At 46.4% G+C, this 26,505-nt stretch carries 28 protein-coding genes; 23 read left to right on the top strand and 5 right to left on the bottom strand.

All coding sequences use genetic code 11. The annotated features are described in order from the left end of the window. Positions 1-37: 37 nt before the first annotated feature. From mnmE to rpmH, 5 genes are read right to left on the bottom strand one after another with little or no spacing between them, the layout of a single operon-like run. The gene (mnmE, locus tag ICN15_RS07415) at positions 38-1,417 is read right to left on the bottom strand and encodes a tRNA uridine-5-carboxymethylaminomethyl(34) synthesis GTPase MnmE (protein WP_216202094.1); all 1,380 of its coding nucleotides are present in this window, start codon (positions 1,415-1,417) and stop codon (positions 38-40) included. Between the two features lie 40 nt (positions 1,418-1,457). Next, positions 1,458-3,134, bottom strand: a complete 1,677-nt coding sequence (gene yidC / locus ICN15_RS07410) for a membrane protein insertase YidC (protein ID WP_216202038.1) — start codon at positions 3,132-3,134, stop codon at positions 1,458-1,460. A 10-nt stretch (positions 3,135-3,144) separates the two neighbouring features. Next, positions 3,145-3,384 carry a membrane protein insertion efficiency factor YidD gene (gene yidD / locus ICN15_RS07405; RefSeq protein ID WP_216202037.1) on the bottom strand — a complete coding sequence of 80 codons (240 nt, stop codon included), beginning with the start codon at positions 3,382-3,384 and terminating at the stop codon, positions 3,145-3,147. A gap of 1 nt (position 3,385) precedes the next feature. Beyond that, positions 3,386-3,703: a ribonuclease P protein component gene (rnpA, locus tag ICN15_RS07400; RefSeq protein WP_216202036.1), complete on the bottom strand. Its 318-nt coding sequence runs from the start codon at positions 3,701-3,703 to the stop codon at positions 3,386-3,388. Between the two features lie 8 nt (positions 3,704-3,711). After that, on the bottom strand, positions 3,712-3,846 hold the full coding sequence (rpmH, locus tag ICN15_RS07395; protein WP_011903922.1) for a 50S ribosomal protein L34: 135 nt from the start codon (positions 3,844-3,846) through the stop codon (positions 3,712-3,714). Positions 3,847-4,068: 222 nt separating this feature from the next. Between rpmH and dnaA the strand changes: the two genes are divergently transcribed. The 23 genes from dnaA to ICN15_RS07280 all read left to right on the top strand — a co-directional run bounded on the left by dnaA (position 4,069) and on the right by ICN15_RS07280 (position 26,504). Further along, entirely contained in the window at positions 4,069-5,493 is a 1,425-nt protein-coding gene (gene dnaA / locus ICN15_RS07390; protein ID WP_216202035.1) for a chromosomal replication initiator protein DnaA, read from the top strand. A 262-nt stretch (positions 5,494-5,755) separates the two neighbouring features. Beyond that, positions 5,756-6,871 carry a DNA polymerase III subunit beta gene (dnaN, locus tag ICN15_RS07385; RefSeq protein ID WP_216202034.1) on the top strand — a complete coding sequence of 372 codons (1,116 nt, stop codon included), beginning with the start codon at positions 5,756-5,758 and terminating at the stop codon, positions 6,869-6,871. An 11-nt stretch (positions 6,872-6,882) separates the two neighbouring features. Then, positions 6,883-9,381 carry a DNA topoisomerase (ATP-hydrolyzing) subunit B gene (gene gyrB / locus ICN15_RS07380; protein WP_216202033.1) on the top strand — a complete coding sequence of 833 codons (2,499 nt, stop codon included), beginning with the start codon at positions 6,883-6,885 and terminating at the stop codon, positions 9,379-9,381. A 6-nt stretch (positions 9,382-9,387) separates the two neighbouring features. Then, positions 9,388-9,882, top strand: a complete 495-nt coding sequence (locus ICN15_RS07375; RefSeq protein WP_216202032.1) for an SET domain-containing protein — start codon at positions 9,388-9,390, stop codon at positions 9,880-9,882. Between the two features lie 13 nt (positions 9,883-9,895). After that, positions 9,896-10,120, top strand: coding sequence for a DUF3717 domain-containing protein (locus ICN15_RS07370; RefSeq protein ID WP_216202031.1), 225 nt, complete (start codon positions 9,896-9,898; stop codon positions 10,118-10,120). A 93-nt stretch (positions 10,121-10,213) separates the two neighbouring features. Then, entirely contained in the window at positions 10,214-10,981 is a 768-nt protein-coding gene (locus ICN15_RS07365; RefSeq protein ID WP_216202030.1) for an ABC transporter ATP-binding protein, read from the top strand. Next, positions 10,978-11,682: an ABC transporter ATP-binding protein gene (locus tag ICN15_RS07360; RefSeq protein WP_216202029.1), complete on the top strand. Its 705-nt coding sequence runs from the start codon at positions 10,978-10,980 to the stop codon at positions 11,680-11,682. The genes ICN15_RS07365 and ICN15_RS07360 overlap by 4 nt, the downstream gene beginning before the upstream one ends. A gap of 22 nt (positions 11,683-11,704) precedes the next feature. After that, positions 11,705-12,928, top strand: a complete 1,224-nt coding sequence (locus ICN15_RS07355; RefSeq protein ID WP_216202028.1) for an ABC transporter substrate-binding protein — start codon at positions 11,705-11,707, stop codon at positions 12,926-12,928. Between the two features lie 17 nt (positions 12,929-12,945). Next, the gene (locus ICN15_RS07350) at positions 12,946-13,866 is read left to right on the top strand and encodes a branched-chain amino acid ABC transporter permease (protein WP_216202027.1); all 921 of its coding nucleotides are present in this window, start codon (positions 12,946-12,948) and stop codon (positions 13,864-13,866) included. 2 nt (positions 13,867-13,868) lie between these two features. Continuing rightward, positions 13,869-14,798, top strand: a complete 930-nt coding sequence (locus ICN15_RS07345) for a branched-chain amino acid ABC transporter permease (RefSeq protein ID WP_216202026.1) — start codon at positions 13,869-13,871, stop codon at positions 14,796-14,798. A 224-nt stretch (positions 14,799-15,022) separates the two neighbouring features. Next, positions 15,023-16,948: a tRNA uridine-5-carboxymethylaminomethyl(34) synthesis enzyme MnmG gene (gene mnmG / locus ICN15_RS07340; RefSeq protein ID WP_216202025.1), complete on the top strand. Its 1,926-nt coding sequence runs from the start codon at positions 15,023-15,025 to the stop codon at positions 16,946-16,948. Further along, entirely contained in the window at positions 16,941-17,603 is a 663-nt protein-coding gene (gene rsmG / locus ICN15_RS07335) for a 16S rRNA (guanine(527)-N(7))-methyltransferase RsmG (RefSeq protein WP_216202024.1), read from the top strand. Before mnmG ends, rsmG begins: the two co-directional genes overlap by 8 nt. Positions 17,604-17,626: 23 nt before the next feature. Beyond that, positions 17,627-18,397, top strand: coding sequence for a ParA family protein (locus tag ICN15_RS07330; protein WP_216202023.1), 771 nt, complete (start codon positions 17,627-17,629; stop codon positions 18,395-18,397). Positions 18,398-18,417: 20 nt separating this feature from the next. Further along, on the top strand, positions 18,418-19,308 hold the full coding sequence (locus tag ICN15_RS07325; protein ID WP_216202022.1) for a ParB/RepB/Spo0J family partition protein: 891 nt from the start codon (positions 18,418-18,420) through the stop codon (positions 19,306-19,308). Between the two features lie 32 nt (positions 19,309-19,340). Beyond that, positions 19,341-19,829, top strand: coding sequence for an ATP synthase subunit I (locus ICN15_RS07320; RefSeq protein ID WP_216202021.1), 489 nt, complete (start codon positions 19,341-19,343; stop codon positions 19,827-19,829). Between the two features lie 34 nt (positions 19,830-19,863). Next, complete coding sequence (atpB, locus tag ICN15_RS07315) at positions 19,864-20,754, top strand: F0F1 ATP synthase subunit A (RefSeq protein ID WP_216202020.1); 891 nt, start codon at positions 19,864-19,866, stop codon at positions 20,752-20,754. Between the two features lie 42 nt (positions 20,755-20,796). Then, the gene (atpE, locus tag ICN15_RS07310) at positions 20,797-21,063 is read left to right on the top strand and encodes a F0F1 ATP synthase subunit C (RefSeq protein WP_028818346.1); all 267 of its coding nucleotides are present in this window, start codon (positions 20,797-20,799) and stop codon (positions 21,061-21,063) included. A gap of 63 nt (positions 21,064-21,126) precedes the next feature. Next, entirely contained in the window at positions 21,127-21,597 is a 471-nt protein-coding gene (locus tag ICN15_RS07305) for a F0F1 ATP synthase subunit B (protein ID WP_216202019.1), read from the top strand. A 1-nt stretch (position 21,598) separates the two neighbouring features. Further along, the gene (locus ICN15_RS07300) at positions 21,599-22,135 is read left to right on the top strand and encodes a F0F1 ATP synthase subunit delta (protein ID WP_216202018.1); all 537 of its coding nucleotides are present in this window, start codon (positions 21,599-21,601) and stop codon (positions 22,133-22,135) included. 46 nt (positions 22,136-22,181) lie between these two features. Next, positions 22,182-23,723, top strand: a complete 1,542-nt coding sequence (gene atpA / locus ICN15_RS07295) for a F0F1 ATP synthase subunit alpha (protein ID WP_216202017.1) — start codon at positions 22,182-22,184, stop codon at positions 23,721-23,723. Positions 23,724-23,740: 17 nt separating this feature from the next. Continuing rightward, the gene (atpG, locus tag ICN15_RS07290) at positions 23,741-24,610 is read left to right on the top strand and encodes a F0F1 ATP synthase subunit gamma (protein WP_216202016.1); all 870 of its coding nucleotides are present in this window, start codon (positions 23,741-23,743) and stop codon (positions 24,608-24,610) included. Between the two features lie 55 nt (positions 24,611-24,665). After that, positions 24,666-26,066, top strand: coding sequence for a F0F1 ATP synthase subunit beta (gene atpD, locus ICN15_RS07285; RefSeq protein WP_216202015.1), 1,401 nt, complete (start codon positions 24,666-24,668; stop codon positions 26,064-26,066). Between the two features lie 21 nt (positions 26,067-26,087). Next, positions 26,088-26,504: a F0F1 ATP synthase subunit epsilon gene (locus ICN15_RS07280; protein ID WP_216202014.1), complete on the top strand. Its 417-nt coding sequence runs from the start codon at positions 26,088-26,090 to the stop codon at positions 26,502-26,504. The last annotated feature ends 1 nt before the right edge of the window (position 26,505 follow it).

Raw genomic sequence — 26,505 nt, 5'->3', positions numbered from 1 at the left:
GTCTATTTTTTAGCGCCCCACCAACTAAACCGATAATTTATTTACCGATACAAAACTGGCTAAATATCTTGCCCAAAAGATCATCAGGAAGTAGCTTGCCGGTAATTTGACCTAGCTGGTCTTGGGCTAAGCGTAACTCTTCGGCAAATAACTCCAACGATATATTTCCATCTGCTGCGAAGTGTTGGGATTTCTCTAGATGGCTTGAGGCCCTATCAAGACAATCTATATGTCGTCGTCGTGCGACTATTGTTCCTTCCTGAGAGCCGCCCCAACCTACTGACTTTAGGATTTCCTGCTTCAAGGCCTCAATCCCATCGCCTGTTTTGGCTGAAATGAGCAAGGTCTGTGTAACGCCCTTAATGGGGTTTGAGTTGCCTAACAAATCAGATTTATTACCAACCTCTAAAATGGGGCAGTTGAGAGGCAGGGCTTTTAATATTTGGGCTCTCAGATCTAGGCCATTACCGCTTTCTGGTCCACTCAATGATCCGGAGTCTTGTAGAAAGATAACTAGGTCAGCCATACGAATTGCCTCCCAAGATCTTTCAATCCCCTTTGCCTCCACCAGATCACTGGTGTCGCGCAATCCGGCGGTATCAATAATATGCATGGGGACACCATTAATCGTGATGCTCTCTCTCACTCGATCGCGTGTAGTTCCCGCAATGGGGGTCACGATGGCTACCTCTTCGCCCGCAAGGCGATTTAGTAAAGAGCTTTTGCCCACATTAGGAGGCCCAGCCAAAACTAGCTGAATACCGTCTCGCAAGATCCTTCCCTGTTTTGCACTCTCCCTGAGTGCATGCAACTTACTCATGACGGTTGTTAAGCGCTCGCGGGCATGGGCATTCTCTAGGAATTCAATTTCCTCTTCTGGAAAGTCAAGTGTAGATTCCACCAAAATTCGCAGTTGTGTGATTTCTTCAATTAAGTTGTTAATGTCTTTTGAAAAGGCGCCTTGCAGTGAGCGCGCCGCGCCGCGGACTGCAGCATCACTTTGCGCGCCTATTAAGTCGGCGATCGCCTCTGCTTGGGCTAAGTCAATTTTGTTATTGAGGTATGCGCGCAAGGAAAACTCGCCCGGCTCCGCAATTACCAAGCCATAATCTTTGCCCAACTCTAGGCATCGCTTCATTACTAGCTCAAGAAGTTGTGGTCCGCCATGGCATTGCAGCTCCAATACATCCTCGCCAGTAAAAGAGGCGGGGGCAGCAAAATAAATTGCAATGAGTTGGTCAATAACCTCGCCCTGCCCATCACGAAGCGTGAGCAAGTTCGTCTGACGCGGTTTTAGTGCTTTATGAAACAAAGCCTCTGTAATAGGATGGAGTTGGGGTCCGCTAATCCGAATCACGCCAACACCTGCTTTACCTGGTGCAGTAGCCACCGCAATGATGGGCAGCTTTCTAGTCATCATTGCGGGCAGCCCTTATGCATTTCTAAACAGCAAAGCTTTATTTAGCCAGCTTTTTTCCAAACATTTGATTGATTTGCCATTGTTGAGCAATGGATAGTAAGTTATTCACTACCCAATACAAAACCAAACCCGCGGGGAAGAAGAAGAACATCACCGAGAATACGAGTGGCATGTACATCATCACCTTTGCCTGAATTGGGTCCGGTGGCGTTGGGTTGAGCTTGGTTTGCACAAACATCGACGCTGCCATCACGATTGGCAAAATGTAGAATGGATCCGGTACTGAAAGGTCATGAATCCAACCAATCCAAGGTGCATTACGCATCTCTACGGAAGAGAGTAATACCCAGTAAAGGGAAATGAATACAGGGATCTGAATCACCACAGGCAAACATCCGCCCAGGGGATTAATTTTTTCCTTGCGATACATCTCCATCATCGCTTGATTTAATTTTTGTGGTTCACCCTTGTATTGCTCTTTCATTGCGAGTAATCGAGGTTGCACCTCCTTCATGCGCGCCATTGATTTGTAACTTGCAGCAGAAAGCGGGAAAAATACCAACTTAATCAAAATTGTCAGGAGGATGATTGACCACCCCCAGTTACCAACATAGACATGGATGTTTTCTAACAGCCAGAAAATAGGTTTAGCAAGAATAGTGAGGTAGCCATAGTCTTTCAACAAAGCAAATCCTGGGGCTATGGTTTCTAAAACACTTTCTTCTTGGGGGCCAACAAATAATCGTGCTTTTTCAACAACGGTTGTTCCCGGTGCAATTATGCCCAAGGGGATTTGCATACCAATGCGATAGAGATTGCTGTCAATTTTTCCAGCATAGATATCGCGAGCAGTTTTGTCGCTCGGAATCCAAGCACTAGCAAAGTAGTGTTGCACCATGGCAACCCATGCTGGGTCGCCAGCCGCCACCTGAGCGGGAATGGTAATTTTGTTTTTATCCATCTCCGCGAATTCAAGCTTATTGAATTTTTCTTTTTCGGTATAAGCTGCCGGCCCAGTAAAGGTGCTTGCAGAGAATGCGCCGTCAAAGGGCCCAATTTTTGCTTCCTGAGAGGCGTCGCGAACCAGCTCTGTGTATAAAACCAGTGGTGTTGCGTTGGCAGTGGTTTGTGTAACGCGATGACCAACATCGACAACGTAGCTGCCAGGAGTCAAGATAAAAGTTTTTTCAAGCCTTACCCCATTTCGCTCGCTAGCCAAAACCATGAATGGCTTGCCCGTTGCGTCCTTTCCAGATTCAACCAATTTAAAGGTGCTGGTATGGTTTGGTAAATCTGCATTACCCAAAGCAATTAAGCCGGAGCGTGCAAAATATTTGTGGGTTGGTGAGTATTGAAAAAGCTCTACCGGGGCTTTTTCCGCAGTGAGCTCTTTCAGTAATTTCGCATCAATGACATTCGCACCATTGGCACTAATTTCCAAAACCAACACATCACTCTTGAGTACAAACTTTTCTGATGTCTCTATTGCTCCAGAGTTCGTTAAGGGCGCCTGGTTTGGTGCTGGAATGCTGGGGTTTTGAACGGGGGATGGAATGTCAACCTTGTTACTGGCTACTTTATCGGCTGCGACAACCCCGCCTGTAGGGCTCCCGCCAAACATGGATGGCTTGCCTTCGTGAACCTGCCAGTTGTTGTACAACATGAGGCCGGACATGGAGAAGACCATCCACAGAATTGTTTTTTTAAAGTCCATTTGCATTCACTTAATAATGATGAGTTCTTGGTTTTACAGCAGGGTCATGACCACCTTGTGACCATGGATTACAGCGCAAAATGCGCCACACCATCAATCTAAAGCTTTTAAAAAATCCGTAACTGGTAAAGCAGTCGCATGCGTATTGGGAACAGGAGGGCTCAAACTTACAGTGCATGCCGACAAAAGGGCTTAATGTGACTTGATAGAGCCTCAAAAGCCTAATAGCGCTCTTGTTGAATAGTCGCATACTAGATCAATCCTACAATTTGGGTTCGCAGAATTTGTTTTTCTTTTTTTCTGAGCCTGCCGCGGGTTTCGCGACCAATTGGCTTTTTTAACTTCACCACAACATCGCTGTTCAGACTTGTGGCCTGCGCGCTACGAACTATTTCACGGATCATGCGCTTTAATCGATTGCGATCTACCGCACGCTTAGCTAGTTTTTTAGCTACTGCGATGCCCAAATCGGGGGTCGTGCGCTGGTCTGAAGATGCCAAATACAAACCCCAATACAAACTTGTTTTGGGGCGTGTTTTTAGTAACTCAGAAATCCTGGCGCTATTCAACGGCTAAATTAGACGGCTAAACGCTTGCGACCCTTAGCGCGGCGAGCGTTTAATACTGCACGCCCACTCTTTGTTTTCATACGAATGCGGAATCCGTGAGTGCGTTTACGACGTGTTACTGAGGGTTGGTACGTTCTTTTCATGATTCATCCTGCAAAACCCCGTATTTTCCTTGTTGCACGGCAAAAGGTCAACCTCAGAAGAAGAATATATAGGTATTTTTCGCTATTTTTTAGGTCTATTTCTTGTAGACCTATGATTTTTAATGTTTTTTTAGTTTTATTCACAAGTTATCCACAGGTTTTCCACGAATTTCTGGCTTGTGGATAACTTTGTGAGATCGCTACAATGGATCCTCTAAAAATATGAGTAACTTACAAATTCCCGCCGCCTTAAACGAACTTAACCCGCTGAGCTTTTGGGATGCCGCGCTGGGGACATTAGCCCGTGAGCTATCTCCCCAACAATTCAAAACCTGGATACAGCCCTTAAGCTTGGTTTCTTACGACGAAGGTGAGCAATCACTTGTGTTGGGGGCCCCAAACAGGTTTAAACTAGACTGGACTAAAAAAACTTTCTCTGACCGCTTTCAAGAGATGGCGAACCAGTATTTTGGCCACCCAATCACCCTCAATTTTGTTCTCAATGTGGATGGTGTGAGCCCCCAAACCCAGGGTGCGACCGCGCTTTCAGATGTGATTGAGCCTCACGAGGTGCTTGGGACTCCAGACACCACCTCTACAGAGGAGCAGGCGTTTGAGATTGAGGACCACTCTAAACTCAATCCAAACCTTACTTTTGAAACCTTTGTAACCGGGAAAGCCAACCAGCTTGCCCGGGCCGCGTCCATTCAGGTTGCGCATAACCCCGGAGCCTCGTATAACCCCATGTTTTTGTATGGTGGTGTAGGGCTTGGTAAGACCCATTTAATTCATGCGATTGGTAATCACCTTTTAAAAGAAAAGCCGAATGCTCGAATTCGGTATATCCATGCCGAGCAATATGTGTCTGATGTGGTTAGGGCTTACCAACAAAAGGCTTTTGACCGCTTTAAGCGCTACTACCACTCATTAGACCTTCTTTTGATAGACGATATTCAGTTTTTTAGCGGGAAATCTAGAACTCAAGAGGAATTCTTTTATGCCTTTGAGGCGCTTTTAAGTAACAAGGCCCAGGTCATTATTACTAGCGACACTTATCCCAAGGAGATGGCGGGAATTGATGATCGACTAATCTCCCGGTTTGATTCTGGGTTGACGGTTGCCATTGAACCCCCAGAGCTGGAGATGCGGGTTGCTATTCTGATGAAAAAGGCCTTGAGCGAGGGCATTCCGATAAGTGAGGATGTTGCTTTTTTTGTGGCCAAACACCTCAGATCAAACGTGCGAGAGTTAGAGGGAGCGCTGAGGAAGATTTTGGCTTTTGTACGCTTTCACGGTAAAGAGGTCACTATTGATGTGGCTCGCGTAGCCCTAAAGGACCTGCTTTCTATACAGAATCGTCAAATTTCTGTTGAAAACATCCAGAAAGCGGTGGCTGACTTTTACAGCATTAAGGTGGCTGACATGTACTCCAAAAAACGTCCGGCAAACATTGCCCGCCCCCGGCAAATTGCGATGTTTATGGCCAAAGAGCTGACCCAAAAAAGCCTCCCGGAGATCGGTGAGTTATTTGGTGGGCGTGACCACACCACCGTTTTACACGCTGTCCGGAAGATTGGTGAGGAACGCTCGCATGATGGGCAACTAAACCATGAAATCCACGTCATTGAGCAAACGCTGAAGTCTTAGTTTTGCCTGTGGATAAGGCTGTGGATAGTCTATTGGATAACTTTGGGGATAGCGTGTGGATAAATTGTGGAAAACAGACGCTTCGTGCAAAAATAGGGTGTTGATTAAAAGTTATCCAATATTTATTCAGCGCTTATACAAAAGTTTTCCACAGGTTTTTTTGGTTTTAATGATTTGTTTTACATAGGTTTTTTGACTTATCCACAGAAATAACGGGCCTTATTACTACTACTAATAAGATATATACAAGGATTTAAAAGCAATGCAACTCGTAAATACTTCGCGCGACAGTTTATTAAAACCACTTCAAGTTGTTAGCGGTATTGTCGAACGTCGGCACACCTTACCCATCTTGGCAAATCTGTTATTTAAAAAGCAGGGCGACAAGGTGTCGTTCGTTTCTACAGATATTGAAATTCAAATTACAACTAACGCTAATTTTGGCGTTGGTGCTGAAGATGTAACTACCACCGTGGCAGCAAGAAAGTTGCTCGATATCTTGCGGGCGCTACCCGAAGGGCCCGTTACCCTAAATCTTAAAGACAACAAGATGGTTGTCCAAAGCGGGAAAAGCCGCTTCTCACTACAGACACTGTCCGCGGTAGAGTTCCCTGTCATGCAAAGTGTTGGTGAGGTTACGGCCAGTTGGAAGATGAGTCAGAAGAGTTTTCGTCAACTCATTAGTCAAGTTCACTTTGCGATGGCTCAGCAAGATATTCGCTATTACCTTAATGGAATGTTGTTGGTTATCGAGGGAAAACAGGTGATTGCCGTAGCTACAGACGGCCATCGTTTGGCTTACTCTCAGGTTGAGTTGGCAGAGGCCCCAGCAGGCTCTGGTGAGAGACAGGAAATCATTATTCCTCGCAAAACAATTCTAGAGTGTCAGCATTTGCTCGAAGACTCTAATGAGCCGCTTGAGATGAGTCTCACATCAAACCAGGTGAAGTTTGCTTTTGGAGATATTGAGTTGATTTCAAAATTAGTTGAAGGTAAGTTTCCTGACTTTCAAAGGGTGATACCTAAGGGGCATAAAAACTCTTTAGTTGTTGGGCGTGATGTTTTGCAGTCTGCACTCCAACGAGCAGCAATTTTGACCACAGATAAATTTAAAGGGGTGCGCTTTTCTTTATCCCCAGATCGTATTACCGTTCAGTCAACCAATGCGGAACAAGAAGAGGCTCAGGAAGAGATTGAAACTGAATATGGTGGCGATGCTGTTGAAATTGGTTTTAATGTAAGTTATTTATTGGATGTTCTATCAAACCTGAAGAATGACAAAATTCAAATTAGTTTAGGTGATGCTAACAGTAGCGCCGTGGTAACCCTTCCAGGCTCTGAAGACTTCAAGTATGTTGTGATGCCAATGCGTATTTAATTTAGAAAAAAATGACTGAAGAAAAAAAAGTAGTTGAGCAGTACGGTGCATCATCAATTCAAATCTTAGAAGGCCTTGAGGCGGTTCGTAAACGCCCCGGTATGTATATCGGAGATACCTCCGACGGAACCGGCCTACACCACCTTGTTTTTGAGGTTTTAGATAACTCTATTGATGAAGCTTTAGCAGGCTACTGTTCAGAAATTACCGTTGTCATCCAGACTGATAACTCTATTTCTATTGTTGATAATGGACGCGGCGTCCCAACAGGTATTAAGTACGACGACAAGCACGAACCAAAAAGAAGTGCCGCTGAGATTGTGATGACCGAGCTTCACGCTGGCGGCAAATTTGATCAAAATAGTTATAAGGTTTCTGGTGGCTTACATGGTGTTGGTGTTAGTTGTGTAAACGCACTTTCTAAATGGCTAAAGCTAACCATTCGCCGTGATGGCAAGGCGCATTACATGGAGTTTGCGCGTGGAGCGATCCAGAATCGCAATATTCAAGAAGAAAATGGCGTTGCCATCTCGCCGATCACTATTACTGGCGATACAACGCTATCCGGTACTGAGGTTCACTTCTTAGCAGATGAAACGATTTTCGGAAACGTCGAGTTTCATTACGAGATCTTGGTAAAACGTATTCGCGAACTATCGTTCTTAAATAACGGTGTGTATATTAAATTAATTGATCAGCGCACCGGCCAAGAAGAAGATTTTGCCTTCTCGGGCGGGGTTCAGGGCTTTGTTCAGTACATCAACCAAACTAAAAACGTCTTACACCCTAATATTTTTTATGCGGAAGGGATTCGCCCATCAGACTTGGGCGGCAACATTACCGCCGAAGTGTCGATGCAATGGAACGACAGCTTTAGCGAACAAGTTCTTTGTTTCACCAACAACATTCCTCAGCGAGATGGCGGCACACACTTAACTGGTTTGCGCGCTGCTATGACACGCGTGATCAATAAGTACATTGATGAGCACGAGGTAGCCAAAAAAGCAAAGGTAGAAATTTCTGGCGATGATATGCGCGAAGGCCTCACTTGCGTTTTATCTGTCAAGGTTCCTGAGCCAAAATTCTCCAGTCAAACAAAAGATAAGCTGGTTTCCAGCGAGGTTCGTGGACCCATCGAGGAGATTGTTGCAGAGGCTTTGAGCGCTTATTTACAAGAACGCCCAGCTGATGCCAAGATACTGTGTGGAAAAATTGTAGACGCTGCACGCGCTCGCGAAGCAGCGCGCAAGGCGCGCGATATGACGCGTCGAAAAGGGGTGTTGGATGGTTTAGGCCTCCCTGGTAAGTTAGCCGACTGTCAAGAAAAGGACCCGACTAAATCCGAATTATTTATTGTTGAGGGCGATTCCGCGGGGGGCTCGGCCAAACAAGGTCGCGATCGACGCTTCCAGGCAATTCTCCCTCTTAAGGGGAAAATTTTAAACGTTGAGAAGGCTCGCTTCGATAAGATGCTAGCGAGCCAAGAGGTGGTTACCTTAATCACCGTGCTTGGCACCGGCATCGGTATTGAGGAATACAAGGCCGACAAGCTCCGTTATCATCGCATTATTATCATGACCGATGCGGATGTAGACGGTAGCCACATCCGCACTCTTTTGCTCACCTTTTTTTATAGGCAGATGCCTGAGTTAATTGAGCGAGGCCATATTTACATTGCGCAACCCCCTTTATATAAAGTGAAGTTTGGTAAAAATGAACAATATATTAAAGATGATGCTGAGCTGAACCAGCTATTATTAAAAATTGCTTTAGAGTCAGCATCACTCCAAACCCCCTCCGGAGAAATTATTGAAGGCGCCGAACTGGGTGAGCTGGCTAAACACTATCAAGTAATCCAGTCGATTGTTGATCGCCTCTCTCGAACCATTGATGAGGATGCTTTGCGCGCCATCGCTTCCGGCACTCAACTCAACCTAGACACTGAGGCGTCTGCTCAGGAATCCGCAAAGCGTTTGCGCGTTGCGCTCGCCGATTCTTTAAACCCTCTGGCGCTACCACCAGAGATCGTCGTGCAAAAAGAAGAGCGCACAGATCGCTTTAAGTTATTGTTATCTCGCCGCATTCATGGCAACTTAAGGTTATCTGCAATTAACTCCGACTTTGTTCATGGTGACGACTACCAAAGCTTATCGAATGCCGCTGCGGTTCTCTCTGGCAAGGTTTTGCCGGGGTCAAAAGTGCGTCGCGGAGACCCAGATAAAAACCAAAAAGAGCAAAGTATTCAAAACTTCAGGGCGGCATTTGCTTGGCTGCTTTCTGAGGCTGAACGCGTTCTCAGTCGTCAGCGATATAAGGGGTTGGGTGAAATGAACCCTTCGCAGCTATGGGAAACAACCATGGACGCCAACTCACGAACTTTGCTTCAAGTAAAAATTGAAGATGCAATTACGGCAGATCAGGTTTTCACCACTCTGATGGGTGATGAGGTTGAGCCGCGCCGCGCCTTCATTGAGAAGAATGCGCTTATTGCTCGCAACCTCGACGTCTAATTGTTTATGGGTAAAAAGAAATTAACCGCTCCAAAAATTGATCGATCCCGCATTGTTGTGAGGTCTTCGCCCATTCACGGCAAGGGCGTCTTCGTCGTAAAACCAATTAAAAAAGGTGAGGCGATTATTGAGTACAAGGGCGAGCGCATTAGTTGGAAGTTGGCAGAGAAGCGCCATCCCCACGACCCAAAAGACCCTAACCACACCTTTTATTTTTCGCTAGAAGACGGACGCTGTATTGATGCTAAATATGGCGGTAATGCTGCCCGCTGGATTAACCACTCCTGTAAGCCAAGTTGCGAAACACACGAGAACAGTTTTGGTGGAGAGCCGCGTGTTTTTATTTATGCCAAAAGAGATCTTAAGGTCAATGAGGAGCTTTTTTACGACTACTCTCTCGGGGTTGAGGGTCGCATTACAAAGCAGATGAAAAAGGATTACGAGTGTCGATGTGGCGCTAAAAAATGCCGCGGCACCATGTTATCTCTCGACAATAAGTGAGCGGCCGGTCCTCATGCTGTTTGTAACCATTCAGGACTTAGAGGCTGCTATTAACTATTGGCGCAGCCAATCACCCTCTTTGGGTGAAGAGCTTCAGCTGTGCCCAGAGGCCGCGGCTTTGGCCAAGCCCTATGCGCTCATGATTATTCAGGGATCTCAACGGGTGCCTATGGATGTCTTAAATATAAATGCTAAATCTGCTATTGAGCGCTACCTAAAAATTACTCGAGAGAATTAAATTGCACCCACTTTATTTTTAGGGTTATCGCTATATGGGCGCTTGTCGGATTAGGGTATTCTCAAACCCTTACCAAAGAAAGGTGGCGAGAGCTTGAGTTTGCAAGACACAATATTAAAAACAACTGGGCTCGGAAAAACCTTCAAGGGTTTTTCTGCCGTGAGTGACGTTAACCTCAATGTCACTCGCGGAACTATTCATGCCTTGATTGGTCCTAATGGGGCTGGCAAAACAACCTGCTTTAATCTCCTAACCAAATTTTTAGAGCCTTCTAGTGGCCAAATCTTTTTTAATGGTCTTGATATCACCAGAGAGAGGCCAGCTCAAATTGCTCGACGTGGTGTTGTTCGCTCATTTCAAATTTCTGCCGTTTTCCCCCACTTAAGTGTTTTAGAAAATGTTCGTGTTGCGCTGCAGCAAGGCTTAGGTACAGAGTTTCACTTTTGGAGATCTGGAAACTCTCTTAATGTGCTTAATGAGCGCGCTGAAGAGCTTTTATGTGAGGTTGGTTTGGCTGACTTTGCCCAAGAAGAGACGCTTAATCTACCTTATGGCCGCAAAAGAGCCCTTGAAATCGCCACCACCATGGCAATGGAGCCGGAGTTAATGTTGTTGGATGAGCCAACTCAGGGGATGGGGCATGAGGATGTGGAGCGCGTAACAGAGTTGATAGATCGGGTGGCTAAGGGCCGCACCATTTTGATGGTTGAGCACAATATGAAGGTGGTCTCTTCTATTGCTGATCGGATTACCGTTTTGCAACGGGGCTCTGTTTTGGCAGAGGGTTCTTATGGTGAGGTTTCAAATAACTCGTTGGTGATTGAGGCTTATATGGGTAGCCATGGAGGCGACACCGCATGAGCTCCATTGCATTAGAAGTTAAAAACCTAGAGTCTTGGTATGGGGAGTCTCACATTCTGCATGGCGTGAACTTTGCTGTACGAGACGGAGAGGTGGTTACCTTGTTAGGTCGGAATGGCGCTGGGCGCAGCACCATCCTAAAAACCATTTTGGGTTTAACAAGCAAAAGAACCGGCTCGGTAGAGATTTATGGTGCGCAAACTATTGCTATGCCAACCTATAGGGTTGCTCGCTTAGGGGTTGGTTATTGCCCAGAAGAGCGGGGGATTTTTGCGAGCTTGAGTGCCGAAGAGAACCTTTTGTTGTTGCCTGAAATTTCTCCTGGCGGCATGGATTTGAACGAGATTTATGAAATGTTTCCAAATCTGTATGAGCGGCGCAATAGTCCTGGCGGTCGATTGTCTGGAGGAGAGCAGCAAATGCTGGCGATGGCGCGCATTTTGAGAACGGGCGCAAAACTACTATTGTTAGATGAAATTACGGAGGGTTTGGCCCCAGTAATTGTTCAGAAACTAGGTGAAGTGGTTACTAGTTTGCGCAACAAAGGCTTCACAATTGTCTTGGTAGAGCAAAATTTTCGCTTTGCTGCGCCTTTGGCAGATCGTCATTATGTGGTCGAGCATGGAAATGTAGTCGAGGTTGTAAATCAAAACGAACTTACCGCGAAAGCAAGTTTATTAAACGAGTATCTTGGTGTTTAGTGGTTATTTATAGGAGATAAAAATGAAGTTAAAGCAAATTACCGCATGTCTGGTGGCGGCAACCCTGTTTGGTTCCAACCCAGTATTTGCGCAAGCATCAAAAGTAAGTGGTGATGTTGTGAAGATTGGCGTCTTAACCGATCTTTCTTCAACGTATTCTGATTTGGCTGGCCCCGGTGCCGTGATTGCAGCAAAAATGGCGATTGCGGATTTCTCTAAAGACGGCACTGTTATTGGCAAAAAGATCGAGCTAGTTAGTGCTGACCATCAGAACAAAGCTGATATCGCCGCAAACAAAGCGCGAGAATGGTATGACAAAGATGGTGTGGATGTCATTGTTGAGTTGGTGTCAACCAACGTAGCTTTGGCTGTGATGGAAGTTGCAGAACAAAAAAATAAAATTACGTTAGTTTCTGGTGCGGGTTCAGTAACTATTACAAATGAAAAATGCACTCCAAATAACGTGCATTGGGCTTATGACACTTACGCGCTTTCAAATGGCACAGGTAAGGCGGTTGTTAAACAGGGAAAAAAGAATTGGTATTTCATTACTGCTGACTATGCCTTCGGTGCAGCATTAGAGAAAGATGCTACCGCAGTGGTTACGGCTAACGGCGGCAAAGTATTGGGCACTAGCAAACACCCCTTCCCAAATAGTGACTTCTCTTCTTACCTTTTGAAAGCACAAGCAAGCGGCGCCGATGTGGTTGCTTTGGCTAATGCGGGTCAAGACACCATCAACTCGGTTAAGCAGGCCTCGGAGTTCGGCATTAACAAAAAACAAACGGTTGTTCCATTGCTGATGTTTATTTCAGATGTTCACTCTTTGGGCTTGAATTCTGCACAAGGCATGTATTTAACAGAAGGCTTCTACTGGGATAAAGATGAAAAGACGCGCGCATTTTCTAAGCGCTTCATCTTGCAACACAAGCGCATGCCTACGATGGTTCAGGCGGGCGTTTATTCATCAGTACTTGCCTATTTAAATGCTGTTCAAAAGGCTGGCACAGACGATACCCAAGCGGTAATGAAAGTTCTTAAGTCAACCAACATTGATGATGGTCTCTTTAAGGGCAAGATTCGCGCAGATGGTAAATTCGAGCATGACATGTATTTGCTTGAAGTGAAGAAGCCTTCTGAATCCACCAGTCCTTGGGATTATTACAATGTTCGCGCAGTGATTCCTGCTGCCGAGGCAACTCAACCACTTTCATTGTCTAAATGTAAATTGGTTACTAACAAGTAATTTATCTTTGACTAAGTATGTTTGAACTTCTTGGTATTACCCCACAAGGGCTGGTTGCTCAGCTCTTGGTGGGGTTAATTAATGGCTCTTTCTATGCCATTTTGAGTTTGGGTCTGGCCATTATTTTTGGCCTACTCAACATCATTAATTTTTCGCACGGCGCCCAGTACACCATGGGTGCTTTTGTTGCGTGGATCGGCTTAACTCAAGTCGGTCAATGGCTTGGTTTTCCAGAATTCTCAATTAATTATTGGTTTGCATTAATTCTGGTGCCCTTGGTTATGGCCGGCTTCGGTTTGCTTTTGGAGCGAACGATGCTCCGACGCCTCTATCACCTAGATCATCTTTACGGTCTTTTACTGACTTTCGGTTTGGCTTTGATTATTGAGGGCATGTTCCGTCATTGGTTTGGAATATCTGGTGAGAGTTATCCAGCCCCCGAGCTATTGCAAGGCGCCATTCCACTGGAGTCGATCGGCATCATCGTGCCAAAATATCGTTTGTGGGTTGTGGTGGCCTCTCTAACAGTGTGCTTTTCTACTTGGTTCGTGATTGAGAAAACTAAGTTGGGCGCCTATCTTCGTGCTGGCACAGAAAATCCAAAACTTCTTCAGGCTTTTGGTATTAACGTTCCTCTCATGATTTCTTTAGCCTACGCCTATGGTGTGGGCCTGGCTGGTTTTGCGGGCGTTTTAGCCGCACCTATTTTTCAAGTTAACCCATTGATGGGGTCAAATTTAATTATTGTGGTTTTTGCGGTGGTGGTAATTGGTGGAATGGGCTCCATTATGGGTTCCATTTTGACCGGCCTTGCTTTGGGTTTGATTGAAGGTTTAACCAAAGTCTTTTATCCAGAGGCATCGGGGGTGGTTATCTTTGTGATCATGGCAATCGTGTTGCTTGTTCGTCCAGCTGGACTCTTTGGGCGAGAGAAATAAACATGAACTCAAAAACAAAACTACTCTACAGTGCCCTGGTCTTGATCGCCCTCCTTTTGCCATTTCAGGATTTTATCTACTTGGTGTTTGCGATGAAGGTGCTCTGCTTCGCGCTTTTTGCCTGCGCCTTCAACTTGCTTCTGGGTTTCACCGGCCTCCTTTCTTTTGGTCACGCTGCATTCTTTGGAAGTTCCGCTTACATCACCGCTTATTTTTGTAAAGAGGCTGGACTGTCGCCTGAATTTGGAATTCTGTTGGGGGTGCTGGGTTCTGCCGTGCTGGGCTTTCTGATTGGTTCCTTGGCAATTCGTCGGCAAGGCATCTATTTTGCGATGGTGACGTTGGCCCTATCCCAAATGGTTTACTTCCTAGCCGTGCAACTTCCTTTTACTGGTGGCGAGGACGGCATTCAGGGTGTTCCGCGCGGAATGTTGTTTGGCCTCATTGATTTAAAAGATGATGTCAGTATGTATTACTTTGTGTTGGCAGTTTTTTTATTTGGGTTCGCGTTGATTCTGCGCACGGTCTACTCTCCCTTTGGTCAAGTTTTAAAAGCTATTCGTGAAAATGAACCGCGCGCAATTTCTTTGGGTTACGACGTTGATCGCTTTAAGTTAATTTCCTTTGTGATTTCAGCTGCGCTCGCTGGCCTAGCGGGATCTTTGAAAACCTTAGTCTTTCAGTTGGCAACATTGACTGATGTGCATTGGCACATGTCTGGCGAAGTGGTTTTAATGACTTTGCTTGGTGGCATGGGAACCATCCTTGGCCCAGTGGTTGGCGCTGGAATCGTGGTTGGCTTACAAAACTACTTGGCTAATATTGGCTCTTGGAGCACCATTGCCACGGGATTCATTTTCGTAGTTTGTGTCTTGGCATTTCGTCGCGGCGTTGTTGGCGAAATCACCCATTTCATTAAGAAGAAAAATTAATTGAGTGTTTTTAATTTGCTTTTAGTACGGCGCTGAGGCGCCGTACTCATTTATGGGTTCATATAGTTTGGGCTAAGCACGCCCGCTACCGGAACTAATTTTCATAAATCCTAATTAAATCAATAGCTTAACTTAAATATTTTTAGTGTTTTCGTGTAAGGGCCATATTTGTTTCACGTGAAACCTACAAAATGCTATGATCATCGCCCTATCTAAGGCAATTCATGCGTTATTCAAAGAACTTCGATGTCATAGTGGTTGGCGGTGGTCATGCCGGAACCGAGGCCGCACTCGCGTCCGCGCGTATGGGATGCGACACCCTCCTCATTACCCACAGTATCGAGAGTTTGGGTGCCATGAGTTGCAATCCCTCCATCGGCGGGATTGGCAAAGGCCACTTAGTTAAAGAGATTGATGCTATGGGCGGCGCTATGGCGGCTGCTACTGATGAGGCGGGTATTCAATTTAGGATTCTCAATTCGAGCAAGGGCCCCGCAGTTCGTGCGACCCGTGCTCAGGGCGACCGGATTTTATACAAAGCGGCAATTCGTAGCCGCCTTGAGAACCAAAAAAATCTCACTCTATTTCAGGCGGCAGTGGATGATTTATTGGTTCAGGGCGACGAAGTTCAGGGCGTAGTCACGCAAATGGGCCTTCATTTTATGGCCAAGAAGGTGGTGTTGACGGCCGGCACCTTCCTGGATGGAAAGATCCACGTAGGTTTAAATAACCATGCAGGTGGTCGCGCTGGCGACCCAGCATCTGCTTCTTTGTCTTCGAGATTAAAAGAGTTAAAGCTACCCCAAGGCCGATTAAAAACAGGCACTCCCCCAAGGATTGATGGTCGAACGATTGATTTTTCAGTCATGCTTGAACAGCCTGGGGATTTGGACCCTGTGCCGGTTTTCTCTTATTTGGGGCGCCCAGAGCAACACCCTAAGCAAGTCCCCTGCTGGATTTCACATACAAATGAGCAGACACACGACATTATTCGGGGTGGTTTAGACCGCTCCCCGATGTACACCGGTCTGATTGAGGGTGTCGGCCCACGCTATTGCCCTTCTATTGAAGACAAAATTCATCGCTTTGCCTCTAAAAATAGTCACCAGATCTTTTTGGAGCCAGAGGGCCTGACAACAAATGAGTTTTACCCTAATGGCATTTCTACTAGCCTCCCTTTTGATGTTCAGTGGAATTTTGTGCGGAGCATCCGCGGTCTAGAGTCTGCTGTCATTGTGCGGCCAGGCTATGCGATTGAATACGACTTTTTTGATCCACGGCATTTGCGCCATAGTTTAGAGACCAGGACGATCTCCGGCCTGTACTTTGCCGGTCAGATTAATGGCACCACAGGTTATGAAGAGGCTGCCGCACAAGGTATGTTGGCCGGCATTAATGCCGGCTTAGCAGCAAAAGGCAAGGAGCCTTGGCTGCCCAAACGAAGCGAATCTTACATTGGCGTTCTGGTGGATGACCTCATTACTTTGGGTGTTCAAGAGCCCTACCGCATGTTTACTAGTCGTGCAGAATACCGCCTCAGCCTGCGTGAAGACAATGCGGATATGCGTTTAACGACGATTGGTCGTGAGCTTGGTTTGGTGGACGATTACCGCTGGAATACGTTTTGCAGAAAACAAGAGGCTGTTTCACGTGAAACATCACGCTTACAAGAAATTTGGATTGGGCCAAAACATAGCTCTGCTAGGGCGGTTTCTGAGCTTTTAGGTCAAGACCTATCCCATGAATGTAGTGTGGCCGATCTGTTGAGACGCCCAGGCATTACCTATGAAGCACTTACTAGTTTGGAGCAGGGACTATGGTCTGCCGGCTCCTTGGATGAAGACTTAGGATTGGCCCAGCAAATTAGCGATCAGGTAGAAATCTCCATTAAATATCAAGGCTATATCGATAGACAGACGCTTGAAATAGCCCGACAAGAGCATAACGAGACCTTCCCCCTGCCAGAGCTGCTGGATTACAACCAGGTTCTTGGCTTGTCCAAAGAGGTACAACAAAAGCTGAATTTGCATAAGCCTGAGACGCTTGGCCAGGCAGGCCGGATTTCTGGTGTGACACCAGCAGCACTTTCTTTGTTATTAGTACACCTTAAAAAAGGTTTAGGTCGCAAGCAAGAAGAAGCCCATGAGTAATGAGTTGGTTTCTTTAGGAATTGAGGGTTTAGGCTTAAACCTGAATCCCAAAAATATCGCTGATTTAGAGCTATTTTTGCAGGAAATGGGCCGGTGGAACCAGGTGCATAACTTAACTGCAATTGAGGGAGAAAAAAACTCAGTTCGACTGCATCTAATTGATTCTATTACAGTTTTGCCAATGATGCGCCAATTTTTGACGAGCCCCAGCCCTAGCATTGCCGACCTGGGTTCGGGCGGCGGCTTGCCAGCCATCCCGATTGCGATCCTACAGACGGGCTGGAATTTGACCTTAATTGAGGCTGTTCGCAAAAAGACGGCGTTTCTTCAACATATCCGTGGCAAGTTGAATCTCAAGAATATCCAAGTCTTGAGCGAGCGCGTCGAGGCGGTTGCAAAAAATCAACCAGGCCAGTTTGATGCTGTGATATCAAGAGCATTTACCAATCTAGCCCATTTTTTGGAGCTCTCCCTGCCCCTTCTTAAACCTAACGGCCTAGTGTTTGCCATGAAGGCTAAGCGTGCCGACGAAGAGTTGCAGGATGTCTGTATGAACGATTGGCGCATGGTGGCAGATGAGACTTTGCATATCCCGAACCTGGAGGTTGAGCGCCGGCTTTTGGTCTTATCCCCCATGAGAAAATTACCCCTTTAAAGCAGGACATTTCAAGAAAAACTATGGCCAAAATATTTTGTGTTGCAAATCAAAAAGGTGGGGTAGGAAAGACAACCACCGCTGTTAATTTGGCCGCTGGCTTAGCTGGTCACCAGCAGCGTGTTTTATTGGTCGATTTGGATCCTCAGGGCAACGCTACGATGGGATCGGGAATCGAAAAAACAGACCTCAGCAGCACGGTGTATCAGGTATTAATTGGCCTCTCATCGGTGAAAGAATCAGCGCTCCGTTGCGAGAGTGCTCGCTATGATGTATTGCCAGCCAATCGCGATTTAGCAGGCGCCGAAATTGAGTTAGTAGAGCTAGATGCGCGCGAGCAGAGGCTGAAGGATGCGCTTGCGGTAGTTGCCAATGATTACGATTTTATTTTGATTGACTGCCCTCCTGCGCTATCGCTACTGACACTCAACGGATTGTGTGCAGCTAATGGTGTGATTGTTCCGATGCAGTGTGAGTATTTTGCTTTAGAGGGCCTATCTGATTTAGTTAACACCATCAAGCAGGTGCATGCCAATTTAAATCCGGACTTAGCGATCATTGGTTTGTTGCGCGTGATGTTTGATCCGCGCATGTCATTGCAACAACAGGTTTCTGATCAGCTCCTTGAGCACTTTGGCGATAAGGTATTTAAGACCATTATCCCTCGTAATGTTCGCCTGGCAGAAGCCCCGTCCTACGGGCTTCCAGGGGTGGTATTTGACCAAGCATCGCGTGGTGCTAAAGCCTATTTAGAGTTTGGTGCCGAAATGATTGAACGCATTCAGAAAATGTAAAGCTGAGGAATAAAAATATTATGGTCGCAATAAAGAAAAAAGGTTTGGGTCGCGGGCTTGAGGCATTGCTTGGAGACAAGGTGCAAAAAGAAAGCGCTGTTGATACCAATCGTTTGCCGTTGACTGCGTTGCAGGCAGGCAAGTATCAGCCGCGTCAAAAAATGGAAGCGAGTGCATTACAGGAGTTAGCAGAAAGTATTCGAGAGCAAGGGGTAATGCAGCCATTACTAGTGCGCTTGGTTGCCCCTGGAAAATATGAAATTATTGCGGGGGAGCGACGCTTTCGTGCGGCAACTTTAGCGGGATTAAAAGAGGTGCCCGTTTTAGTGACTACTGCGAATGACCAAGCTGCCGCAGCCATGGCTTTGATTGAGAACATGCAGCGCGAAGATCTTAATCCACTGGAAGAGTCTCGCGGCTTGGCAAGGCTGATTGAGGAGTTTGGTTTTACGCACGAGCAGGCTGCAAAAGCTGTGGGCAAATCCCGTAGCGCGATTACCAACTTGTTACGCTTGGGCCAGCTGGCAAAACCAGTGCAAGCCATGTTGTTGGCGGGAGAAATTGATATGGGGCACGCCCGTGCGCTATTACCTTTGCCGGGTGCAAGTCAGGTGGCTTTGGCGCAAAAAATTGCTGCGCAGGGTTTGTCGGTTCGCGAGGCAGAAAAAATGGCTGCGGCCCTAGCTCGGGCGGGTGGCCAAATTAGCAGTCAAAAGACTAAATCCCAGACGGACACTGGCGTCTTAGGTCGCGATCCTGACACACGCCGTCTGACACAGCAAATTGCCGACTTAATTGGCTTAAACGCAGAATTTAAGCTCAAGGGCAAGGGTGGGGAGCTCAGGATCCGCTTTAGTCAATTTGATGAGCTAGATTCCCTGCTAAAAAAATTGGGTATTGGGGCGGACTAGGGCTCTTTTTATCCCCCAGAAGAATGCATTTTGTGAACAAAGAACCGCTAATCCGTAAACAGGAATGGGACGAAATCCACGATGACTCCTATAAAGCCCTTAGCAAAGAGGAAATGGATGCATTGCGTGCAGCAAAGCCGCACAATTTTGCTTCAATGAATTCATGGTGGATCGTTTTAAGTCAGGTGGCGCTAACCTTGATCATTGCTTCCGCCTGCTTTGTTTTTTCCATTCAAGCTGACAAAAGCGTTTATACTTATTCGGCTTTGGTAGGTGGCTTGATTGGTTTTTTGCCCTCAGCATTGTTTTTAGTGCGCTTAGAGGCAGCAAAAAAGAATGTTAAATCGAGCCCCGGCGGATATTTAGCGGCGGTGGTTTCTGGCGAATTTTTAAAAATCGTAGCAACCGCCCTTCTTTTTATTGCCTTTGCCTTAAAGCAACCTGATTTGAAATGGATTCCATTGCTTGTCACTTATTTTGCTACGCTGAAATGTTATTTGTTGGCGTGGTTTTGGAGATGACAAGTGGTTAATATAGATAAGGACAATTTCAGCGATGTCTAGCGAAGTCAACGCAGCAGGAGAGGTAGCCCATCAAGTGGCTAGTGAACCCCTTACACCTACCGCTTATATTGCCGAGCACCTTCAAAACCTAAATAATATTGGCGGTGCTCAAACTTCCATTATTGATTTCAGTGTGATTAATCTAGATACGATTTTTTGGACCTCATTAATGGGTCTCATCGCTGTTTTTCTTTTGGTTTTGGCAGCACGCAAAGCATCTCCTGGAGTTCCTGGCCGTTTTCAGTGCCTAGTAGAGATGTTGGTTGAAATGGCTGAAAATCAATCTAAAGCCATTGTCCATGGTAACCGCACCTACATTGCCCCGCTGGCATTGTTTGTGTTTTGTTGGATTATTCTCCTAAATACTCTCGATCTCATACCCGTGGACTGGATCTACGGTGTTAACCAATTTATTGGTAGTTTTGGGGTCCATGTGCCTCATCACAAAGTTGTACCCACAACCGACTTAAATGCCACTCTTGGCCTTTCCTTCTCTGTGCTCCTCTTGGTTTTCTATTACAGCTTTAAGGTAAAAGGAGTGGGTGGATTCTTCCATGAATTGATTTCTGCGCCTTTCGGGGCCAAATGGTACTTAGCGCCAATCAATCTGGCGTTAAACATCATTGAGTATGTTGCCAAGGGAGTTTCCTTGGGAATGCGACTTTTTGGCAATATGTATGCGGGCGAACTGATCTTCTTGTTAATTGCCCTCTTAGGTAGCATGTGGACCTTTAACTTGGACCTGTACATGCTAGGTTTCGTTGGCAACGTGATTGCTGGCTCAGCTTGGGCGATATTCCACATCTTAGTCATTTTGTTACAAGCCTTTATTTTCATGATGTTGACCTTGGTTTACATTGGGCAAGCCCATAGTCATCATTAAATTTTTTATTTTTAACCTCACCTTCAATACTTAGGAGTAAACATGCAAGCATTCTTAGCCAACATTCAAGGACTAACCGCCATCGGTATCGGCCTCATCATCGGCCTCGGCGCATTAGGAGCCTGTTTGGGCATTGGCCTAATGGGCGGTAAGTTCATTGAGGGCGCTGCCCGTCAACCCGAGCTGATCAACGAGCTGCAAACCAAGATGTTCTTGTTGGCCGGTTTGATCGACGCTGCGTTTTTGATCGGCGTTGGTGTTGCAATGTTGTTTGCTTTCGCAAACCCACTGCTCGCAGTTATTAAGTAATTGTTCTGGCATGGATGACCAACGGGTCATCCTACTGTTCTAAACAATACTGAAAGGAATATCGTGAATCTGAACGCGACCCTATTCGCGCAAATGATCGTTTTCTTCGTCTTATGGTGGGTTGTTGCACGATTTGTGTGGCCGCCGCTGGTTAAGGCGTTAGATGAGCGTTCAAGCAAAATTGCTGATGGTTTGGCTTCTGCCGAGCGTGGCAAAGAAGCGCTGGCATTGGCAAGCAATGAGGCAGAGCAAGAGCTGTCCAAAGCACGTCAAGAAGGCGTACAACGTGTTGCGGAAGCAGAAAAGCGTGCGCAAATGTCTGCTGAAGAAATTCGTGCCAACGCACAAGCGGAAGCTGCACGGATTATTTCTCAGGCCAAGCAAGATGCAGATCAACAAGTAACCCGTGCTCGTGAAGTGTTGCGTGCCGAAGTGGCTGTGTTGGCTGTTAAAGGAGCAGAGCAAATTTTACGCCGCGAAGTGGATGCAAAAGCCCACAGCACATTGTTGGATCAACTCAAGGCAGAGCTTTGATATGGCTGAATTAGCCACCATTGCACGCCCTTATGCTGAAGCGCTTTTTCAAAGCACTAAGCCGGCTGAGCTTGCTGCTTGTTTAGAGCAGCTAAATGAATTAGCGCAGCTTGCTGCATTGCCGGAAGTTGCTGCTCTATCAAACAATCCAAAAGTGTCTGCTGATGATTTAAGCAATCTACTTTCTGGCATGGTGAAGACTAAGTTAGACGGTAAGGTTGCGAGCTTTTTGAATCTACTGAATCAAAACCATCGCTTAGCCGCTCTTCCCGAAATTGCCCATCAATTTGAGGCAATGAAGAACAAGAGCGAGAGTGCTGCAGAAGTAAACATTACTAGCGCATTTCCATTAGAAGGTTCTGCGCTAAACGATTTGCTGTCAAGTTTGAAGAAGCGCTTTGGTGGTAAAGAGTTGCGCCCGACTATTCAGATAGATCCCGAATTGATTGGTGGAGTTCGAATTCAAGTTGGTGATGAAGTAATGGATAGTTCAGTCAAGGCGCGGTTGGCCCAAATGCAAATCAGTTTAAGCGCATAAAGTTATCCCGATTAAGAACATACGAAATAAGACCCAGGAGTAAGTAATGCAACTCAACCCTTCCGAGATCAGCGAGCTGATCAAAAGCCGAATTAGCGAAATGGGTGTTGACACCCAGTCTCGTAACGAAGGCACTGTCATTTCAGTAACCGATGGTATCTGCCGCGTACATGGCTTATCTGGTGTGATGCAGGGCGAAATGTTGGAGTTTCCTAACAACACGATCGGCCTCGCCTTGAACCTTGAGCGCGATTCAGTTGGCGCTGTAGTGTTGGGTGAATATACCCATATTAAAGAAGGTGATCCGGTTAAGTGTACTGGCCGCATCTTGGAAGTCCCTGTTGGCCCAGAGTTGCTTGGTCGCGTTGTAAACGCGCTTGGTCAGCCGATTGATGGCAAAGGACCAATTAATACTAAGTTAACCGACTTTATTGAAAAAGTGGCCCCAGGGGTTATCGCACGGCAATCCGTTAGCCAACCTTTACAGACAGGTTTAAAGGCGATTGATGCAATGGTTCCAATTGGTCGCGGTCAGCGTGAGTTGATCATTGGCGACCGTCAAACTGGTAAGACAGCGGTTGCAGTTGATGCGATCATTAACCAAAAAGGCAAAGGTGTTTATTGCGTTTATGTGGCGATCGGTCAAAAAGCTTCTACCATTGCTAACGTAGTTCGCAAGCTTACAGAGTTGGGCGCAATGGAGTACACCGTTGTTGTTGCAGCGAGTGCTTCTGAGTCTGCAGCAATGCAGTACCTTTCAGCATATGCTGGTTGCACCATGGGCGAATACTTCCGTGATCGTGGCGAAGATGCCTTAATCGTGTATGACGATTTAACAAAACAAGCTGTTGCATACCGTCAGATTTCTTTGCTGTTGCGCCGCCCACCAGGCCGCGAGGCTTACCCTGGCGATGTGTTCTATCTCCACTCACGCTTACTTGAGCGTGCAGCACGTGTGAGTGCAGAGTACGTAGAGAAATTTACCAACGGATCAGTAAAAGGAAAAACGGGTTCCTTAACCGCGTTGCCTATTATTGAAACTCAGGCGGGTGACGTTTCTGCATTCGTTCCAACTAACGTGATTTCGATTACCGACGGTCAGATCTTCCTTGAGACCGACTTGTTTAACGCGGGTGTTCGTCCTGCGATTAATGCCGGTATTTCCGTATCACGTGTTGGCGGCGCAGCGCAAACAAAAGTCATTAAGAAACTGTCTGGCGGTATCCGTACTGACTTGGCGCAATATCGTGAGTTGGCAGCATTCGCACAGTTTGCGTCTGACCTTGATGATGCAACCCGTAAGCAACTTGAGCGCGGTAAGCGTGTTACAGAGTTGTGCAAACAGGCGCAGTACAAACCTTTGCAGGTTTGGGAAATGGGCGCCTCACTTTATGCAATGAATAACGGCTACTTCGATGATCTTGAAGTGAAGCATGTATTGGCATTTGAAAAAGGCTTGCAAGATCATTTGAAATCGAAATACGCTGATTTAGTTGCTCGTATTGAAGAGACTAAAGATTTAAGCAAAGATGACGAAGCTGCTTTGCGTGCTGCAATTGAGGATTACAAGCGTTCAGCCTCTTTCTAAGAGGGTACGCATAAATCATGGCAAGCACAAAAGAGATACGATCTAAGATCAAGAGCGTACAAAATACGCGCAAGATCACGAAGGCAATGGAAATGGTCGCCGCATCGAAGATGCGTCGCGCCCAGGAGCGCATGCGTAATGCGCGTCCTTATGCTGAAAAAATTCGTGAGATTGTTGCCAACCTTTCAAAAGCAAATCCTGAGTTCCGCCCTGCATATATGGCCACTCGTGAAATTAAGAAAATTGGCACCATCTTGGTTACAACAGACAAAGGTTTATGCGGCGGTTTAAACACCAACGTATTGCGTCTGATTGGGAATCAAGTGCGTGAAATGCAAAATACCAATATAGGTATTGAATACACGGCGATCGGTTCAAAAGGCCTGCAGTTTTTAAATCGCTCTAAAGCTAAATTGATTTCTCAAATCATTCAAATTGGCGATACGCCGCATATGGATGTGTTGATTGGCGCAATTACAGCCCAATTACAAGCTTTTGAACGCGGTGAGATTGATGCTGTTTATTTGGCGTATACCCGCTTTGTAAATGCAATGAAACAAGAGCCTGTTTTAGAAAAACTGTTGCCACTGGAGCCGGCTGCATTAACTCCTGAAGAGAAGACCGGCAATTCTTGGGATTACATCTACGAGCCTGATGCAGAGTCCATTTTGAATGGTTTGTTAAAGCGTTATGTAGAGGCAATGATTTATCAAGCGGTTGCTGAAAATATGGCTTCGGAACAATCTGCTCGTATGGTCTCAATGAAGGCCGCCTCAGATAATGCGAAGAACGTGATTGGCGAATTGCAATTGGAATACAACAAAACACGACAGGCTGCTATTACCAAAGAGTTGTCAGAAATTGTTGGCGGAGCGGCTGCGGTTTAAGCAGTCAGCGTTTAAGAATACGAAAGAATTCAGGAATTAAAAGCGGAGAAATGCGATGAGTAACGGAAATATCGTGCAGTGTATTGGTCCAGTGGTGGACATTCAGTTCCCACGCGACAAAATGCCAAACATTTATGATGCGTTGACATTGGTTGAGAGCGGCGAAAAATCATTTGCTGAAAAAGGCTTGACCTTTGAGGTTCAGCAACAAATTGGCGATGGCGTGGTTCGCGCAATTGCCATGGGTGCTAGTGATGGATTGCGTCGTGGCATGGAAGTGAAATCTACAGGCGCTCCTATTTCTGTGCCTGTTGGTCCAGCAACACTCGGCCGTATTATGGATGTTTTAGGTCGCCCAATTGATGATGCGGGTCCGATTGCTACAGAAGAGCGCCGCGCTATTCACCAGCCAGCACCAAAGTTTGATGAACTTTCACCATCCGTTGACTTGCTAGAAACCGGCATTAAGGTGATTGACTTAGTTTGCCCATTCGCTAAAGGCGGTAAGGTCGGCTTGTTCGGTGGTGCGGGTGTTGGTAAAACCGTGAACATGATGGAGTTGATTAACAACATTGCTAAGCAGCACTCCGGTTTGTCTGTGTTCGCTGGTGTTGGTGAGCGTACTCGCGAAGGTAATGACTTCTACCACGAGATGAAAGAATCAAATGTTGTCGATAAAGTGGCAATGGTATTTGGTCAAATGAATGAGCCGCCAGGCAATCGTTTGCGCGTGGCCTTGACTGGTTTGACAATGGCCGAAGCGTTCCGTGATGAAGGTCGTGACATTTTGTTCTTCGTTGACAATATTTATCGCTATACACTCGCCGGTACTGAAGTATCCGCGTTGTTAGGTCGTATGCCATCTGCTGTGGGTTATCAGCCTACTTTGGCAGAAGAAATGGGTAAGTTGCAAGAGCGTATTACTTCAACAAAGACAGGTTCTGTTACTTCGATTCAGGCTGTTTACGTTCCTGCGGATGACTTGACCGATCCGTCACCAGCTACAACCTTCTTGCACCTAGACTCCACAGTGGTGTTGTCGCGTGATATTGCTGCTTTGGGTATTTACCCAGCGGTTGACCCACTAGATTCGACCAGCCGTCAGCTTGATCCACAAGTAGTGGGCCAAGAGCACTATGACGTAGCACGCGAAGTACAGATGACGTTGCAGCGCTATAAAGAGTTGCGTGACATTATTGCAATTTTGGGCATGGACGAATTGTCACCAGAAGACAAATTAGCCGTTTCACGTGCACGTAAGATTCAACGTTTCTTGTCCCAGCCTTTCCACGTTGCAGAAGTATTTACTGGTTCACCAGGAAAATACGTGCCACTGAAAGAAACGATTCGCGGTTTCAAAATGATTTGCAGTGGCGAATTGGATCACCTGCCTGAGCAAGCGTTTTACATGGTGGGTTCAATTGATGAAGCCATCGAGAAAGCTAAGAAGCTTTAATCGAACTCATCTAGGGAAATTATGTCAACCATACGCGTCGATGTAGTAAGTGCTGAAAAATCCATTTTCAGCGGTGAAGCGAAGTTCGTTGCGCTTCCTGGGGAGACTGGTGAGCTTGGTATTTTGCACGGCCACACTCCTTTGATTACACGCATTCGTCCAGGTTCCGTTCGCATTGAAAAAGCGGATGGCGATGAAGAGTTTGTATTCGTAGCGGGCGGCTATTTAGAAGTTCAACCAGATCATGTCACCGTGTTGGCGGATACTGCGATTCGCGGCCATGATTTGGATGAAGCTAAGGCGACTGAAGCCAAGAAGCGTGCTGAAGAAGCAATGCAGAATCGCGGTACAGATTTTGATTTAGCGCTGGCTCAATCCGAGTTTGCGATGGCAGCAGCGCAGTTAGCGGCCATTGCGCGCTTCCGTCGTAAAAAGTAAT

It is taken from the genome of Polynucleobacter sp. CS-Odin-A6, from assembly GCF_018882095.1.
GTDB lineage: Bacteria > Pseudomonadota > Gammaproteobacteria > Burkholderiales > Burkholderiaceae > Polynucleobacter.
Note: the sequence above shows the minus strand (reverse complement) of the source record. Positions and strands in the feature narration are given on the sequence as shown.

Excerpts from the sequence above, each read along its gene's own strand:
- mnmE (WP_216202094.1), bottom strand. The coding sequence starts at position 1,417 with ATGACTAGAAAGCTGCCCATCATTGCGGTGGCTACTGCACCAGGTAAA.
- yidC (WP_216202038.1), bottom strand. The coding sequence starts at position 3,134 with ATGGACTTTAAAAAAACAATTCTGTGGATGGTCTTCTCCATGTCCGGC.
- yidD (WP_216202037.1), bottom strand. The coding sequence starts at position 3,384 with ATGCGACTATTCAACAAGAGCGCTATTAGGCTTTTGAGGCTCTATCAA.
- rpmH (WP_011903922.1), bottom strand. The coding sequence starts at position 3,846 with ATGAAAAGAACGTACCAACCCTCAGTAACACGTCGTAAACGCACTCAC.
- dnaA (WP_216202035.1), top strand. The coding sequence starts at position 4,069 with ATGAGTAACTTACAAATTCCCGCCGCCTTAAACGAACTTAACCCGCTG.
- dnaN (WP_216202034.1), top strand. The coding sequence starts at position 5,756 with ATGCAACTCGTAAATACTTCGCGCGACAGTTTATTAAAACCACTTCAA.
- gyrB (WP_216202033.1), top strand. The coding sequence starts at position 6,883 with ATGACTGAAGAAAAAAAAGTAGTTGAGCAGTACGGTGCATCATCAATT.
- ICN15_RS07375 (WP_216202032.1), top strand. The coding sequence starts at position 9,388 with ATGGGTAAAAAGAAATTAACCGCTCCAAAAATTGATCGATCCCGCATT.
- ICN15_RS07370 (WP_216202031.1), top strand. The coding sequence starts at position 9,896 with ATGCTGTTTGTAACCATTCAGGACTTAGAGGCTGCTATTAACTATTGG.
- ICN15_RS07360 (WP_216202029.1), top strand. The coding sequence starts at position 10,978 with ATGAGCTCCATTGCATTAGAAGTTAAAAACCTAGAGTCTTGGTATGGG.
- ICN15_RS07355 (WP_216202028.1), top strand. The coding sequence starts at position 11,705 with ATGAAGTTAAAGCAAATTACCGCATGTCTGGTGGCGGCAACCCTGTTT.
- ICN15_RS07350 (WP_216202027.1), top strand. The coding sequence starts at position 12,946 with ATGTTTGAACTTCTTGGTATTACCCCACAAGGGCTGGTTGCTCAGCTC.
- ICN15_RS07345 (WP_216202026.1), top strand. The coding sequence starts at position 13,869 with ATGAACTCAAAAACAAAACTACTCTACAGTGCCCTGGTCTTGATCGCC.
- mnmG (WP_216202025.1), top strand. The coding sequence starts at position 15,023 with ATGCGTTATTCAAAGAACTTCGATGTCATAGTGGTTGGCGGTGGTCAT.
- rsmG (WP_216202024.1), top strand. The coding sequence starts at position 16,941 with ATGAGTAATGAGTTGGTTTCTTTAGGAATTGAGGGTTTAGGCTTAAAC.
- ICN15_RS07330 (WP_216202023.1), top strand. The coding sequence starts at position 17,627 with ATGGCCAAAATATTTTGTGTTGCAAATCAAAAAGGTGGGGTAGGAAAG.
- ICN15_RS07325 (WP_216202022.1), top strand. The coding sequence starts at position 18,418 with ATGGTCGCAATAAAGAAAAAAGGTTTGGGTCGCGGGCTTGAGGCATTG.
- atpB (WP_216202020.1), top strand. The coding sequence starts at position 19,864 with ATGTCTAGCGAAGTCAACGCAGCAGGAGAGGTAGCCCATCAAGTGGCT.
- atpE (WP_028818346.1), top strand. The coding sequence starts at position 20,797 with ATGCAAGCATTCTTAGCCAACATTCAAGGACTAACCGCCATCGGTATC.
- ICN15_RS07300 (WP_216202018.1), top strand. The coding sequence starts at position 21,599 with ATGGCTGAATTAGCCACCATTGCACGCCCTTATGCTGAAGCGCTTTTT.
- atpA (WP_216202017.1), top strand. The coding sequence starts at position 22,182 with ATGCAACTCAACCCTTCCGAGATCAGCGAGCTGATCAAAAGCCGAATT.
- atpG (WP_216202016.1), top strand. The coding sequence starts at position 23,741 with ATGGCAAGCACAAAAGAGATACGATCTAAGATCAAGAGCGTACAAAAT.
- atpD (WP_216202015.1), top strand. The coding sequence starts at position 24,666 with ATGAGTAACGGAAATATCGTGCAGTGTATTGGTCCAGTGGTGGACATT.
- ICN15_RS07280 (WP_216202014.1), top strand. The coding sequence starts at position 26,088 with ATGTCAACCATACGCGTCGATGTAGTAAGTGCTGAAAAATCCATTTTC.